We start from the raw sequence: 16,481 nt of genomic DNA, 5'->3' as shown, positions 1-16,481 counted from the left end.
AACCACTGACAGAAGTTGAACTCTTTCATACAGATCGTGGAAAGGAGTTTGATAACCAAACGATCACTGAGCTGTTAGATCGGTTTGAAATCAAGCGATCCTTGAGTAAAAAAGGGTGTCCCTATGATAATGCAGTAGCAGAATCAACCTATAAGTCGATGAAAGTAGAATTTGTCCGACAGCATCGGTTTGAAAGTCTTCACCAATTGGAACTGGAACTATTTGATTACGTTCATTGGTGGAACCATCTGAGGCTGCATGGGACATTAGGTTACGAGACGCCAATAGGGTATCGAAATCAGAGATTGGCGAAGCGAATCCTTGATGAGGAGCTCGGATATGATAGCGATAGCGAGGCAGTCTAATGTTTCATTATTAGCTTCTGCCGGTATTCCTCATATCCGAGGAGGCTCATTGTCAAGGACAATCGGACAATAACGCGAATTGAAATCGGACACCTTATAAAAACTGTCAAGAAAAGGGTTGCCATTCCAGTAATCCTGGCAAAGAGAATCTCTTCTTTTATGTTTGGCATGAAGTTGTCAGCCGATATCCCTAAACGATAAAGTCTGTTAAAGTGCTGGTTAGCAAAAGTGTATAACGAGAGAGCGGAGGATAATACCGAAATAATTAAAGCAAATAAGCCCATAGGAACACTTCATTTCAATCAAGTATATTTCAGCAAACTACTTGCTGATAGGAATAGTATAACATTTCAAAATGAAACACAAAACAAACACAGTCTAATTTCAAAACAACACGGATAGAAAGCCTAAAGTAAGGGGATTTATAGACATTTCTTTCTTTTGGAACGCTTCTTTTCAATCGGAACGTTGAAATGTCCAGAACCTGACAAAACCTGACTTTTATTTTATATATACAGTCGCATACAGAAAAACCTCACTCCTGTTTTTGAGTAAGGTTCATCCGGTACGCTTTGCACTCCTTAGAGTTTTTCGCTTTATCTTAAACTAGATATTTGATCGTCTATTTTATTGGTTAACTCATGAAAATCGACAACGAAAGCATTGAAAATTTTCGCCTGTGCATAGTATTATTTGGCTAGTTGCTGCTTGTTAACTGGCCGCTTCTTATAGCCGAAAAAGCTTTCTAATAGTTTTAGCGGCTCTTTCCATGAATTGAGTGTTCCACCAGGTCGTACAAGGTATAAATATCCTGGTGAGTAATCTTTTTAACCGGTTGCTTGTTTTTAACCATTTTGCCTTGCTGTTTTTCTATTGTCCGCACCTCCATACTACTAAAACTCATGTCTATATAAACAACAGCACAGGAGTATCTTACTATATCATGTTCATACAGACAACAAAATTTTGGATATGGGGGAAATTCTAATGGGTGTAGATCATCATGAAATAAAAGTGGAGATACTAATAAATAAGCTATTGGCTGAAAGGAATATGTCATTAAGAGAATTGGCGAGGCTATCCGGCATAGAACCATCAAATTTAAGTAACCTTACGAATGGAAAACGAAAGAAGATTTATTTAGAGCATATCGAACGGATCGCAGATGCTTTGGAAATTGATGATATATCAAAAATTTTGAAACTATCAAAGAAATAGGGTAAGCCCTGAATGTAGGTACAAAAAAGATGGCTCTTTACCATCCTTTTTATGTTGTAGCCTTATGTATGAGCGCCCCACGCTTATGAGAATTTTTAGTGATTACGATATTGAATACGAAATACATCAAAACCTATGAAATTCAATGCTGTTTTTCTTCTTCTATTTTTGAGTTAATTAATGAGATGATACCCTTAAAAATCTAGTGAAATCTGGCTATCATTCATGAGTGAAGAAGAAGAAAAGTAAGAATATATGAGCTAAGCCCTTGATATATAAGGACTTAGCTTTTTCTATTATTCGTTTGAATATGATAACGAATATGATTCGTTTAGAAATTTAAGTGTTGTGCCAGTTTTTAAATTGTTCTTTCTTTCGATTCTAATATTGACTAGATGGATAAAGCTCAACAAGGGTCTTCTTGAGCAAAATTGTCAGTCTCACTGATGCTAGTGGGATGGCTAGTCCTGTTTGTTTACTCAGTAACAAGCTAGCAGGCTGGTATGCAATGCATTTATACTGGCGAATGTCTTAAGGTCATACAAGAACTTGCTCCTACGCTTCTTCGAATGCTCGTCGCCTATCCAGTAGTCTTATATGTAATACAGATAGGCTGTACATTTCTTGGATTAGAAGCATAGCTTGGTTTTGAAGCGATCAATACACTGGACAATTGTCATGATTATTTCTTCTAAATAGGGAAATGAAAAATAAAAAAACTGACCACCATAAGGCAATCAGCAAAGATTGATAGTTAGTAGTGTGGAGAATATATTTTTTTCTGTAAAAAATAACTGTGCTGCAAATTAGAACTATGTGCACTAACTACCAATGACTTTAGAAAGCAGACTCATATTGGAAATGATGTTACGCATTGTTAAGAAAATCTCTTCCCCAAGATATTCCCTCATGCTAATTAGTATAACTGGTAAATAATAATTTAGTGTGAACAAGATATGCAAATTCGCATATTTTTATGAATGAATAATGAGTGTTATTTAAGAATTTGATAAGAAAACGGGGAGTTTTTGGTGGTACTCTTGTTACAGATAACGTTACTACTTTTATGAATAAGACATAAACCAAAAAGATTTAAGTGGTTTCCTAGACAGGATTACAAGAATGGTCCTGCAAAATTTAAGGATCACTTATAAAAAAATGTGTTAAGCTAAAAAGAAGAATTGTCACTTCCAAAAATATTTTGGCTGTTCAAAAAAGGTGAAGAGTTCCTATCAGATATTCGAATGTTATGTCCGCATATTATACTACTGTTAAATAAGAGCAGTCTGTTAAGAGAACATTTTCCTATTAAGAAATGGTAAGAGTTATGTTTGAGTTAGTGAAAAACGAAAAGATTGGACGGTCAAGAATTTCTGCAAGGTTAAAGGGAGATAGGGAATAAGCAGCTGCTTTTGCCAGTTCCCTTTATATAAAATTTGTAGTGGAATTGCCAGTTCCACTTTTGTACTGCCGTTTATTTGGGGGTAGATACGAAGAGAGCTTGGAACTTTATTTCTGTCCCACTCTCCTTTAAATAGTGTGTGTCCACTTGTTTTAGCAGAATACTGGACGAAGCTCTAAGGGACCTGTGACATTAGTATATCTAGAACCCTTAAAACCGAATAAACCGTATTCTGTAAACTGGAGAGTAAAATAGAAGTTGACTTTTTATTAAGGTACCTGTAATGTATGTTTCAAAGGTACCTTATATATAGTGAAAGGGATTTAATTGAAGCTGGAGGAAATCGAATGGAAAATTCAAACTTATTGGAATATTACTTGAAATTTGAAACATTGCTGCATAGATATTTTGCTTGGAAGAGAAGAGAGGAGGGACCACGCGGCAATCCACATCGTGGTCAAGGAAGGATTTTAAGTATTTTGAAGTTGCAGCCTGAAATTAGTCAAAAGGAAATGACCTATTTATTAGATATGCGACCACAGTCACTTGGAGAATTATTGACAAAGCTGGAGAAAGCAGAATTTATTACTCGAAAACCTTCTGAAACTGATCGTCGTGTTATGATTATTACCTTAACAGAAGCTGGTGCAGATGAAGCAGAAAAAATGAATAATGTAGAAGAAAAAAATATTTTTGACTTACTTAGCCAAGAAGAACGGGAACAATTTGAAGCAATTATTGCAAAGCTGGCCAGGGCGATTAAGGATGAGCTTCCTGAAGATGCTATGCATTCAGGGAAATATAGTCATTCTGAATTTGGTGGATTTGAAGGGCATTGCAGAGGATTTGGAAAACGGAGAATAGAAGATTTTCATCCTCACGGAAGAGATGGAGAACTTGGAGACTTTCAGGGTTATTCTGGATTTGGAGGATTTCCTCATAGATTTGGGCCTGATTGTTCAGGAGGAATTGAAGATGAATAGGATGAAGTTGCTTCAAAATTAGGAGAAGCTAAAATACTCAGTTAAAATATAGAAGAACGAGGTTGTAAAAATCTTTGATTTTCTAGGGGAACGAAGGGCTTTGCTTCTACGGTTCTCACCTTATTCTGATCCTTGAAGCACACAGAGACTGGAATATCTTTAAGGAGTCAGGAATACTAATGCTCTAATCGTATTTTCTACGGTTAGTCAAGGAGGTAATAAAAAGCTCTTTGATTTTTCAAGTATGTAAAAAAATAGGGGCTAGAGGATACATCAGGTAACTATCTGAAATTTTTATCTGGTCTGTGACATAATCTGCTCATAAGCATTTGTTCTTATTAATGGCTGGAGGTTGTATACACATTGGCGTATACTGTATAATTTCAGACTATGGAATACATGTACTTCAGAAGCTTGCTCATACAGGCGGCTGCGGCAATCTCCTCTTTTTTTAGGGTAGGTTGCTTTTTTTTATATACAGACTTGAAGTTCGTAGGTCATGCTTGAGCTTCCGTTCACTTTCGCCATACTCTATCAATAGACAATAGCGGGTAAGATATTCCGTCGAATACCTACCCGCTAATTCTGGTATGTTTTGCTATTTTAATTAAAGACCTAAGAAAGGAGCTGGATTTACATAGCCAGACCAAAGTCCAGTTGAGATAGCGAAGTGCAAGTGAACTCCTGTTGAATTTCCAGTTGTACCCATATACCCAACTTGTTGTCCGATACTTACTGATTGTCCTTGGTTGACAGTTGTGCTGCTAAGATGAGCATACATTGAATAATATCCATTACTGTGCTTAATAATTACGCAGTTTCCTGACATACTGTCATATCCTACGTAGGCAACTGTTCCTGTGGCAGCAGCCATAATAACTGTACTTGAGCTTCCGCCAAAGTCAATCCCTTCATGGAAAGTACCGGAAAGTCCGGTTGGATCTTGACGATAACCATATCCACTAGTAACAACTACACTGGCAACGGGCGTTCTCCAGCCGCTGCTTGTTTCTGTATAATCAGTGTTTGTATTATTTGTATCTTCATAAGGTGTCGTTCCAGTTGTTTCGGGAACAGCGGCAGTAGCTGTTGATTCATCTGCAACAGCTTGTGCAGCCGCTTCTTCAGCGGCTTTTTGAGCTGCTGCCTGGCGTTCTTTTTCTTGTTGTTCTGCTAAGGCTTGAGCTTCAGCCATTTTTTTCTTTCGTTCTTCCAGTGCTTTAAGCTCTTCTTGTTTCTTTCGTTCGGCTTCAGCCTTTTGTTCTTCAAATTGTTTTTTTTCAGCCGTTTCTTTTGTCAAACTGGCTGCAAGTTCATTCAACTTAATTTCTTGATCTAGCTTTGCTTGAGCAAGAGCATCTTCTTGTTCAGCCAGTTCAGCTGTTTTCGCTTCCAACACTTTTACCTGTTCCAAAAGGGAATTCTTTAAGAGATTTAATTCCTCTTTATCTGCTTTCTGAGCTTGAATAATATCGTTGTTTGCAGTAACGATTGTATTTACAGCTAAAACTTTTGAAATCGCATCAGAAATGGATGTGGCATTTAACAAAACAGAAATCATTGATGTATCCTGACCTGCTTGAGTTGCACGTGCCTGTGCTTCAAGCTGTTCGCTGCGCTTTTCAATCTTTACTTCAAGTGCAGCAATTTCGGTGTTCATTGTATTAAGCTGCTGTTCAGTATCTTGTTTCTCTGCCAAGACAGCATAGTATTCTTTTTCAAGTGCAGCAATTTCTTTTTCCAGAAGAGCTGCATAGTCGGAAGTTTCTTTCTGAGAGTTAATGATTTCGTTGATTTTTTGGTTCTTTGCTTCAATTTTGTTGTCGATTGATTCAGCAAAAACTGAAACAGGTGCAGCATTTAATAGTAAAACAAATGAAAGAGTCAAAATAATCTTTTTTTTCAAATCTAAATCCTCACTTCTTTATAGATAAAATTACATATTCTTTTCTTATAAATGTGTTATTAATGAGTTATTTTTTTACAGCATAAATCTGCTGAATGAATTCTAATTATTAGTATACCTTAAAAATATTAAAACAAGGCTGTATTTTAATATTTTTAATCAGAAAGAAAAGACCAGAAATAATTGTAACATAGGCAGCTGTTTTTTCAAATGGTCATTTTGGTGTATCTTCATTAATATAGTTTTGTAAAAGGTTGATAAATCTGGAATCATCTTCTATTAGAAGTTCAGCACCTGCAGCCCATAGTTTCATCTTTTGAGGCTCTTTTGAAAGCTTGTCAATAAGCGGCAGCAGCTGTTTACGATAGTTGCTGTCACTTTCAATATGATATTCCGGTTCACTTTCTGCAATCAAAGAGTGAGCTTCTGACAGCTGATAAGGATAGACTTGTTCGAATAATTTAGGAAACACAGTTCTTGCTTCTGTTAAAATTTTCAGATCATCACCGTAAGAGATATGTCTTGCATGCAATGTATTAATTAATTGATCAAGCTGCTCTTCAGAGATTCTAAGAGAGGGTGTAGACGCTGTCAGCAAATTCTCCACGTAATTTTTAAAGTCTCCGAATTTGATCCATTCTACTGTTGTATTTCCTAAAATAGCGATTTTTTCCAATCTGTCAGTTTTTGGCAGATTATTTCCCTTTTCCCAGTTATTCACTGTACTTGCACTTGAATTCCCAACTAGTTTTGCAAAGGAAGCCATGGAATAATTATGTTTCCGACGAATACCTCTTATGCGATTTCCTACTTCTATTAAGTTGTCTGCCACTGATCGTACCTCCGATAACGTCTTTATAGGTAAATATACCATATTTTTTCCATCTCTTCATCCCGTTTTTTCTTCATTTTTCTATTGAGTTCACATAATAATCATGATATCATTTTATTACCGAAATATTTTCAATTATTGGTGATAATGTTTCTGGAATTTAGTTTTTTTGAATGCCAAAATAAATTCATTTTTAAGGAGGAGCTATGAAAGGAACAGAGATTATAGAAGAAAGAAACAGGCAAAAAGTATATCGTATAATAAATGAATTGAACCAAACAAGCTCAGCTGCTGATTTAAATCCTCGATCCCTCGATTCTTGTACTCAGCAATATGAAGAGACTGTTCAAAAATTGTTCGTTGCGACTGTATTTTATAAAGGGATGAATCAGGCATGCATGGCTTATAAGCATATTGTCAAAAAAGAATATAGAAGATTTTGCAAGCTGCTCATCCAAAAAGCAGAAGATGAATCATTAAAAGAACAGGCTTTGAATAATCTACGCAAAAAAAGGAACAGATTATTAAAAAAAGCTCCTTCACGTTTAAAAAAGGAGCCGGGCTTTGAAATTTTTTATGCACTGACTGGCGGTTTCAGGAAAAAATACACCCCCAATCGAAAATCAATAGAATTGATGTACAGAGAAATGGAATCAGCTTCTGCCAATCCACTTCATTCAATCTATTATGCAATATGGTGTGTAATGAAATATCTGGGCTATTTCAAAGAGTACACACTTTGGCAGCTTCGTTCGATAAGGTCAAATTAAGGTTTACAACAGAGAGAGTCTATTAGTGTAATGAGAATTCATCTTGTGCTATCCTCTAATTAAGTGAGAGAAATCTTTCAAAGAAAATTTGAGGAAGGATGACTTGCTATGGAAGAAGATCATAATCACAGCTTGGAACAAGGAACTCCGAACGTGGCAGGGCAGGATGCGAAGATGCATGATACAGTTATGACTGAGTCTGCTGAACATCAACATGTGCATTCATCTGGACATGATATGTCAGCCATGGACCATTCCATGCACATGGGAGATTTTAAAAAGAAGTTTTGGTTATCACTCGTTTTGGCAATCCCTATCATTTTTCTATCTCCTATGATGGGTATAGATTTACATTTTCAATTTACATTTCAAGGATCAGACTGGCTGATTTTAATTTTGGCAACTATTTTGTTTGTTTATGGCGGACAGCCGTTTTTAACAGAAGCCAAATCAGAACTGCATCAAAAAGCCCCGGCCATGATGACGCTGATTGCTATGGGGATAACAGTTTCCTATTTTTACAGTTTATATGCATTTGTTATGAATCGTCTATTTCCGAAAGATCATGTAATGGATTTTTTTTGGGAACTGGCAACGCTGATTGTCATCATGCTGCTGGGACATTGGATTGAAATGAATGCAGTGTCCAATGCTGGGGATGCTCTCAACGAAATGGCTGCTCTTTTACCTGATACTGTATATCGCATGAATGTTGAAGGTCAGGAGGAAGAGGTTCCTCTGGATGAAGTTAAAAAAGGCGATCACTTGGTTATTCGTTCTGGAGATAAGATTCCAGCTGACGGCAGAATCATCAAAGGACAGACCTCCGTGGATGAATCAATGGTAACGGGAGAAGCTCATCTTGTCAGCAAGTTAGAGGGTCAAACAGTCATCGGAGGATCTATTAACGGCAGCGGCTCAATTGAAATTGAAGTAGTAGGAGTCGGAGAATCCGGCTATTTATCGAAAGTCATGAATCTCGTTGTTCAGGCCCAGTCAGAAAAATCTAAACTGGAATCATTGTCAGACAAAGTTGCAAGAGCACTTTTTTATGTAGCATTGACAGTCGGAATTTCAGCATTTGTTATCTGGTTCTTTTTGGCACGAGATTTGGCGGCAGCGTTTGAACGAATGGTCACAGTATTTATTATTGCCTGTCCACATGCATTGGGATTGGCGATCCCTTTAGTAGTTGCCCGGTCCATGTCTATTTCAGCTAAACACGGTCTTTTGATTAAGAATAGAAACGCATTGGAACGTGCAAATGATTTACAATATATTTTTTTGGATAAAACGGGAACTCTAACCGAAGGCAAATTTACTGTTACTGGAATAGAATTGTTTTCTCAGTTGTATAGTCGTGAAGAAAGCCTGAAATATATTGGGGCATTGGAAAGCAATGCAAATCATCCCTTGGCTATTGGTATCATGAACTATCTGAAAGAAGAAAAGATAAAGCCATACAATATAGAAAAGCTACAGAGCCTCTCAGGAGTCGGTCTGACGGGGAATGTCAATGGAAAAACAGTAAAAATTGTCAATGAAAAGGAGCTGGCTCATCTTTCTTTTTCGATAAATCAACAGAAAAAGCAAAAGTATTTAGAGCAGGGGAATACCTTGAGCTATTTATTAATAGATAATCAACTTGTTGCATTGATTGCTTTGGGGGATATAGTTAAACCAGAAGCAAAGGAATTCATCAGTCGTTTGAAAGAACAGCAGATAACGCCGGTTATGCTGACTGGAGATAACAACGTTTCAGCTAAAATAGTTGCGGACTATCTGGGAATAACTGAATTTTATAGTGAGCTCTTACCAGAGGATAAAGAAGCACAAGTGAAAAAATATCTTCAGAACAATTATAAAGTAATGATGGTGGGAGATGGGATTAATGATGCGCCCAGTCTTGCTCGTGCAACAATTGGCGTCGCAATCGGTGCAGGAACAGATGTTGCAATTGAGTCAGCAGATGTTGTTCTGATTGACAGTGATCCGTTGGACATTCTTCGGCTTTTGGATCTGGCTAGGCATACACGAAGAAAAATGATTCAAAATTTATGGTGGGGAGCAGGTTACAATATTTTGGCCATTCCTCTGGCAGCTGGAATATTAGCACCAATTGGTATTCTTTTAAATCCAGCTGTCGGAGGGATACTTATGTCTTTAAGTACGATAATTGTTGCATCCAATGCGATGACCTTACGTATAAAAGGTGAGTGAAGTGCACAAATAGATATTTGGTTTTGAACTTTAAAATATACTGCAAATAAATTTATCTGACATATTTTTGGATTTTATTTATTTTTTGAATGGAATTGCTGCAAAACAGCTTGATTCCGTTCTTTTTTTATGAAAAAATAATTTAATAATAGAAATGCGTAGTTTGTTTTGTAGAAGATAATGGGAATACTTGGAGAGCTATTATGAAAATTCAGGAAATTTTAGGCTTTGAAACAAGAAAAATGTTGGAAATCTTAACTCTTTTTCAAAGTAGACTGGAACCGATTTCGGCTAAATTTGTAGCGGAGCAGCTTTATATTCATGCAAAAACAGCAGAGAAATATTTATTGAGACTACAGCAATGTATGAAAGATTATGGTTTCAGCAAATGGCTTCAGCTTGAATTTCAAGAGAATGATAAAGTGATTTTGAGGATGAAAAATACTTGGTATCTGGAAAAATTTCGTTTAATGATTATTTTTAATACCCCTGAAATCTTTCTTTTAGAAAAAACTCTGACAGCAGACAAAATATCCATCAAAGAGCTAGCTTTACGTTTAAATGAAAGTGAAGCCCTAGTAAGAAAGAGAATTACCAAGCTTCGCCAATGGCTGAAAAGCTACCAGCTGACATTAAAGCATCATACACTGGAATTGACTGGCAGCGAACACCAAATCAGAGAATTTATCTTTCAAATTCATCGACTAATTTTTCAAGAGAATATTCAGTTGAAGGATTGTTGTCTGGAAAATCAAATAAATCAGTTAACTCAAGACTGTATACTTTTTTTCCAAATGAAAATGAATCATTTGCAGGAACAATATTTGAGACTGCTAATTCAAATTCAGTTGAACAGGGTGAATACGGGAAACCCGGTAATGCTTAAAACAGATTTAAAAAACTATTGTTTGAGAAATCAATTGTTTCAAAATTTTTCAAAACAGATAAAGAAAAGCAGTTTTTTCAAATTATCCCAAGTTGAAGAAATGTATCTGTTCCTCAATGTGAAAGCACATTTTTCATTTACATTTGGTAAATTGATACAGGAAAAAATTGTCTACGAAAATTCAGCAGCTAAAACAACCGTTTATAAATATGCATCCAGTGGAGCAAAAGGATTAAGAAAAATCTTTGAACACAATGAGCTTATTATTGACATACAAATTTTTGTATCGCTGCTTGGGTTTCATTTGTATTATGAGATGAATGCAGGATTTCTGTATGAAGATCTTTCGGCATTAAAAGATTTGGTCAAATACTATCCAAATACGTTTGAACGAGTGACAAATATGGTAAGTATTCTTAAAGAAGAGTTTAATCATTTTAATAAAATTGATGGAAACCAGTTATTGTTACGATACTTCTTTATTCTTTCAGAGGCATGTTCACCAATTATTCTGGAAAAGCGGAAAAATATTTATTTTGTTCTTGAATGGAATTTAGAGCAGAAAAAAAGGTTCATTAAAAAGATAGCCAATTTTTTTACAGATAGAAAAAACATTCGCTTAATTGATGGCGGGCTTCATACAGAATATCAGAACGCAGATGTTATTTTGACTACTTCTGTTCATCGGATTTTTAAGAAAAAAGCATCTGAATGTCCTGTTATTTTCATTGCAGGAATGGATGAATATTCGCTGTTAAAACAATTAAATTATTTTCTTGAAGATAAAAATTAAAACCCTTTCAATTAATTATGTTAGAATAAAGTGAATACAAGGGTGTGACTGGAAAATCTTTCGATAACTAGATATAGTTTTTACTGATTATGCAATGATTCAACTGGTTTATATTAGCTGGAGTGATTGTTTTTGTTCGCATGATTATGCTGGGTAACGACGTTTGCTGATTTTTCAATTATGTCTAAATTTTAGGAGGCTATTTGATGAAGAAAGTTCAATTTGGTAATAGTGGTGTGGAGGCTGCAGCGGTTATTTTAGGCTGTATGAGAATGAACGGTGCCGATCACCCGCAGGAAATTATTGAAACAGCAGTTGAAAATGGCATCAATTTTTTTGATCATGCAGATATTTATGGCGGAGGAGAATGTGAAACAATCTTTGGGAAGGCAATGAAAGAAAGTACGATTTCCAGAGAAGATATTTTTATTCAGACAAAGTGTGGAATCCGTAAAGGAATGTTTGATTTTTCAAAAGAGCATATCATTCATTCCGTAGAAGACAGTTTAAAACGTCTGGGTGTTGATTATGTAGATGCATTATTGCTGCATCGTCCGGATACGCTGGTTGAACCTGAAGAAGTAGCAGCAGCATTTGATCAATTGGAAGCAGAAGGGAAAGTAAAATATTTTGGTGTCAGCAATCAAAACCCGATGCAGATTGAGCTGTTGAAAAAGACTGTGGTTCAGCCTTTAGTTGCTAACCAGCTTCAATTTGGGATTAAGCACACTGGAATGGTTGACCAGGGAATCCATGTGAATATGACAGATGCAGGAAGTGTAGATCACGACGGGAGTATTCTTGATTATTCCCGATTAAATGAGATGACTATTCAAGCATGGTCACCTTATCAATATGGTTTTTTTGAAGGTGTGTTTATCGGCAATGAAAAATTCCCGGAACTCAATGAAAAAATGGTTGAAATAGCTGACAAATATGGTATCACATCAACCGGATTGGCGACAGCTTGGATTTTGAGACATCCTGCCAATATGCAAGTTATTGCAGGAACAATGAATACCAGCAGAATCAAAGAAATTGCAGATGCCTCAAAAATTGTTCTTAGTCGTGAAGACTGGTATGCTATTTATCTTGCTGCCGGCAATATTTTGCCCTAGGAAGCGATTAAGGAGCAGTCAATGAAGTCAGCATCAAATGATTTGATTTCCAGAGGTTATCTTGAAGAAAATATCTTCATTGAGAAGAGTTTCCGTATGGAAGAACTAATTGAACAATTGAATGATCCTGAACCTGTACAGCGTTCATTAGCTGCCAGGTTAATTGGTGAAACATGTCTTTTGGACAATACAGCAGCAAAAGCTTTGCTTAAGTGTTTGATGATGGAGAAGAAGCTGTATACACGGCTTGAACTATGTCGGGCATTGGAAAAAGGGAACGGCAAGACAGCAAGATTGATGATCCCATATATCAATACAATTGGCAACAATCAGTATGAATCTATTTCAGAAGCAAAAACGTCCTTGAAAAAATCTTACCCTTTGCCAAGAGATATAATTTGCCGAGTGATTGGTAAGATGAGTGGAGAAGAAGGAATTGTATTGCTGAATTATTTAACGGACAAACAGTATTCACGAGAATTAATTGATGGTCTTGGTTTCCTGATATTTTACAATCCTTCTTTGCAAAGGGAAGACTACTTTCTTAAAGGAAAAGAGGCATATGAATTATTTAAAGATGATCCTCTCTATGTATGGAAATATATTATTTTTTGTTCGGCTTTTCCTTTTGATTATTCCAAAAGAATAGTAACAGAAATAGAGCGCTTGAATCCTGAAAAAATTTTTCAAACTGAAGTCGAAAGAACTCGGCGATTAAGCAGGATGCACCAAGTCTTCCTGTAAAATTTACAATTTAAGAAATATTCAGTCATAAAAAATTCAAAAATTGTGGTTAGAATAAACTCAAATAAGAAATTAAGTGTGATAATTTCATTTGTGTGAACTCGAAAAAGAACAGACCTCCTAAACTGTTCTAATTTCAAAAACCTTCAAGCCCGGAAAACTTGAAGGTTTTTTTGTCTGTTAATAAGGAAAAAAGGTCTTTATACCTTTAATTAATGGGGGAGTTATCAGGTTCTTTAGTTCATTTTGAGAGTAAAAATTTGGATGGAACGGAAATTTAGTGAATTTCTCAAACAGCGGTTGTCTTCTTACTGCAAAATTCAAGGATATTTGTTAGAATGAAACAGAGTCAAGTTGAAGAGAAGGAGAAAATAGATGGCTAAAAATAAATTATTGCTGGTAGATGGCAACAGTGTAGCGTTTCGAGCTTTTTTTGCTTTGCATAATTCTTTAGAACGCTTTAAAAATAAAAATGGATTACATACAAATGCAATCTATGCTTTTAATAACATGTTTGAAAATGTCATGACTAAGGAAGAGCCGACTCATGTGTTGGTTGCCTTTGATGCAGGAAAAACAACCTTTCGGACGGAGTGGTATCCTGAATATAAAGGAGGACGTTCCAAAACACCGGGCGAATTTAAAGAACAGATGCCTTATATTCGTGAGCTGTTGACAGGCCTTGGTGTAAAATATTATGAGTTGGACAATTACGAAGCGGATGATATTATCGGTACGCTGGCGAATAAAGTTTCAAAAAAAGAGTTTGATATAGTGGTACTTTCCGGGGATCGGGATCTGACTCAGCTTGCTTCTGATTCAGTAAAAGTGGATATTACTGTTAAAGGTGTCAGTGATATTGAAACATACACCCCTGAACATGTAGCAGAAAAATATGATGGACTGACGCCTAATCAAATTATTGATATGAAAGGTCTTGCAGGAGATGCTTCAGATAATATTCCCGGTGTGACAAAAATCGGTGAAAAGACAGCAATCAAGCTGTTGAAGGAATATGGTTCTGTTGAAGGAATATACGATCATATTGACGAGTTGAAGCAAAGCAAGATGAAAGAGAATTTGATTAATGATAAAGCTCAGGCCTTTTTATCCAAACGTTTGGCAACTATTGAAATAGATGCTCCTGTTGACGTGGAAATTGACAGTTTAAAATATGAAGGGAAAGATTTGGACAAGCTTGTTCCCTTTTATAAAGAAATGGAGTTTAAACAGTTTCTAAACAAGTTGAATATTGAGGAAGAAATTCAGCCTATAGAGGATATTCATTTTAAAGTAGTAGATTCATTTACTGAAGAAATGTTTACAGATGACATGGCATTGTATGTTGAAATGATGGAAGAAAATTATCATACCTCACCAATTGTTGGAGTGGCATGGGGGACAAAAAATACCATTTACACCACGAATGAGCTGGCTTTGTTTGAAAGCTCAGCTTTTACCAGCTGGCTGTTTTCTGATAAGTACAAAAAGAAAGTTTATGATATGAAACGGACATATGTCGCTTTAAACCGATATGCTGGAAAAACTGAGGGGATAAACTTTGACGTTTTACTGGCAGCCTATCTTCTTGATACAAATGACAACAGTGCGGATATTGCTGGTGTTGCGCAATATTATGGCTATGAGCATATTCATTCTGATGAAACCGTCTATGGAAAAGGCGCCAAAAAAGGGCTTCCGGAAGATGAAGAAGCATTTTTTAGTCATCTGGCCAGAAAGATAAAAGCCATCCATTTTCTATCTGAAAAGCTGGATCAAGAATTAATTGAGAAGAACCAGTCCGACCTCTTTTACAAAATGGAACTGCCTCTGTCAAAAATATTGGGTGATATGGAAATTACCGGGATTCGAGTTGATGCACAACGGTTAAGAGAAATGGGCGTAGAGTTTTCTGAACGCCTAAGACAGATTGAACAGACGATTTATAAAGAAGCGGGTGAAGAATTTAATTTGAATTCACCGAAGCAATTAGGTGTGATTCTATTTGAAAAAATGGGACTGCCCGTGATCAAAAAGACTAAAACCGGATATTCAACGGCTGTGGATGTGCTGGAGCAGCTCAAAGAGCAGGCACCGATCGTCGAAGATATTTTAACCTATCGCCAAATCGCAAAAATACAGTCTACATATATTGAAGGTCTTCTGAAAGTCATTCAGCCGGACGACAAGATCCATACACGATACGTCCAAACGCTGACTCAGACTGGGAGATTAAGCTCTGTAGATCCAAATTTGCAGAATATTCCTATTCGATTGGATGAAGGTCGGAAAATTCGCCAGGCGTTTATTCCAAGAGAAAAAAATTGGCTGATCTTCTCTTCTGACTATTCACAGATTGAATTGAGAGTATTGGCTCATATTTCTGGTGATGAACATCTGAAGCAAGCCTTTTTAGAAGGACAGGATATTCATACAAGTACGGCAATGCGGGTATTTGGATTAGCCTCTGAATCAGATGTGACACCAAATATGCGTCGTCAGGCAAAAGCTGTAAACTTTGGAATTGTATATGGAATCAGCGACTATGGTCTTTCTCAGAATCTCGGGATTACCAGAAAGCAGGCGCAGCAGTATATTGATACCTATTTTGAAAAATATCCAGGGGTAAAAAAATATATGGAAGAGATCGTTCGTGAAGCAAAGGAACAGGGATATGTAGAAACCTTGTATCACCGTCGCCGTTATTTGAATGATATTAATTCACGAAACTTCAATCTGCGTTCATTCGCTGAAAGAACAGCCATTAATACACCAATCCAGGGAAGTGCAGCTGATATTCTTAAGCTGGCAATGATTAATATGGCAAAACGTTTGGAAGAAGAACAGCTGGAAGCAACGATGCTTTTACAAGTGCATGATGAGCTTGTATTTGAAGTGCCTGAAATCGAGCTGGATCGTCTGAATGAGCTTGTTAAAGAAGTAATGGAAAATTCAGTCAGCCTTACGGTTCCGTTGATTACAGAAAGCAGCTGGGGTAAAACCTGGTATGATGCGAAGTAGCCAATAAAATAAGAAACTGAAGCAAAGAAAAATGAAATGATTTTCGAAGTTTGATTAATCGAATATAGGAGATAGTAAATGACTGGGAGTGAATTTTTGCCAGTCATTTTTCCTCTTTAAAAGAGAGAGAATCCATGGTATTGTAAAGTTATAAGTATTAAGAAGTTTACATTTATTGAAGGAGTGTTTTAATCACTCTATTTTATTCCATATAGTTATCTGT

General features: G+C 36.3%; 11 protein-coding genes. 9 read left to right on the top strand and 2 right to left on the bottom strand.

The window, feature by feature from the left end; translation table 11 throughout:
* The 3 genes from LI954_RS11515 to LI954_RS11505 all read left to right on the top strand — a co-directional run.
* A partial coding sequence (locus LI954_RS11515) for an IS3 family transposase (RefSeq protein WP_229444541.1) occupies window positions 1-365 on the top strand: 365 nt, incomplete at its 5' end.
* A 987-nt stretch (window positions 366-1,352) separates the two neighbouring features.
* Window positions 1,353-1,583 (top strand): helix-turn-helix domain-containing protein, encoded by a 231-nt coding sequence (locus LI954_RS11510; protein WP_229444540.1) that lies wholly within the window; start codon window positions 1,353-1,355, stop codon window positions 1,581-1,583.
* Between the two features lie 1,749 nt (window positions 1,584-3,332).
* Complete coding sequence (locus tag LI954_RS11505; protein ID WP_229444539.1) at window positions 3,333-3,968, top strand: MarR family winged helix-turn-helix transcriptional regulator; 636 nt, start codon at window positions 3,333-3,335, stop codon at window positions 3,966-3,968.
* 607 nt (window positions 3,969-4,575) lie between these two features.
* On the opposite strand, the gene LI954_RS11500 is transcribed toward LI954_RS11505, so the two are convergent.
* Together LI954_RS11500 and LI954_RS11495 are read right to left on the bottom strand one after the other, a co-directional pair.
* A complete protein-coding gene (locus LI954_RS11500) occupies window positions 4,576-5,874 on the bottom strand; it encodes a murein hydrolase activator EnvC family protein (RefSeq protein WP_229444538.1) in 1,299 nt (432 codons plus the stop codon).
* Window positions 5,875-6,088: 214 nt separating this feature from the next.
* A complete protein-coding gene (locus LI954_RS11495; protein ID WP_229444537.1) occupies window positions 6,089-6,706 on the bottom strand; it encodes a helix-turn-helix domain-containing protein in 618 nt (205 codons plus the stop codon).
* Window positions 6,707-6,912: 206 nt separating this feature from the next.
* On the opposite strand from LI954_RS11495, the gene LI954_RS11490 reads away from it, so the two are divergent.
* The 6 genes from LI954_RS11490 (at window position 6,913) to polA (ending at window position 16,258) form a co-directional block, all read left to right on the top strand.
* On the top strand, window positions 6,913-7,476 hold the full coding sequence (locus tag LI954_RS11490) for a hypothetical protein (protein WP_229444536.1): 564 nt from the start codon (window positions 6,913-6,915) through the stop codon (window positions 7,474-7,476).
* 189 nt (window positions 7,477-7,665) lie between these two features.
* Complete coding sequence (locus LI954_RS11485; RefSeq protein ID WP_229444544.1) at window positions 7,666-9,696, top strand: heavy metal translocating P-type ATPase; 2,031 nt, start codon at window positions 7,666-7,668, stop codon at window positions 9,694-9,696.
* Window positions 9,697-9,899: 203 nt separating this feature from the next.
* The gene (locus LI954_RS11480; protein ID WP_229441171.1) at window positions 9,900-11,375 is read left to right on the top strand and encodes a helix-turn-helix domain-containing protein; all 1,476 of its coding nucleotides are present in this window, start codon (window positions 9,900-9,902) and stop codon (window positions 11,373-11,375) included.
* A gap of 206 nt (window positions 11,376-11,581) precedes the next feature.
* Complete coding sequence (locus LI954_RS11475; protein WP_229441170.1) at window positions 11,582-12,493, top strand: aldo/keto reductase; 912 nt, start codon at window positions 11,582-11,584, stop codon at window positions 12,491-12,493.
* Between the two features lie 21 nt (window positions 12,494-12,514).
* Window positions 12,515-13,237 carry a hypothetical protein gene (locus LI954_RS11470; RefSeq protein WP_202068053.1) on the top strand — a complete coding sequence of 241 codons (723 nt, stop codon included), beginning with the start codon at window positions 12,515-12,517 and terminating at the stop codon, window positions 13,235-13,237.
* Between the two features lie 375 nt (window positions 13,238-13,612).
* Entirely contained in the window at window positions 13,613-16,258 is a 2,646-nt protein-coding gene (polA, locus tag LI954_RS11465) for a DNA polymerase I (RefSeq protein WP_229441169.1), read from the top strand.
* Window positions 16,259-16,481 lie beyond the last annotated feature (223 nt).

This window comes from Enterococcus sp. CWB-B31 (assembly GCF_020567645.1).
Taxonomy (GTDB): domain Bacteria; phylum Bacillota; class Bacilli; order Lactobacillales; family Enterococcaceae; genus Enterococcus_L.
The sequence above is the reverse complement of the archived record's forward strand: the minus strand, read 5'-3'. Positions and strand labels throughout refer to the sequence as shown.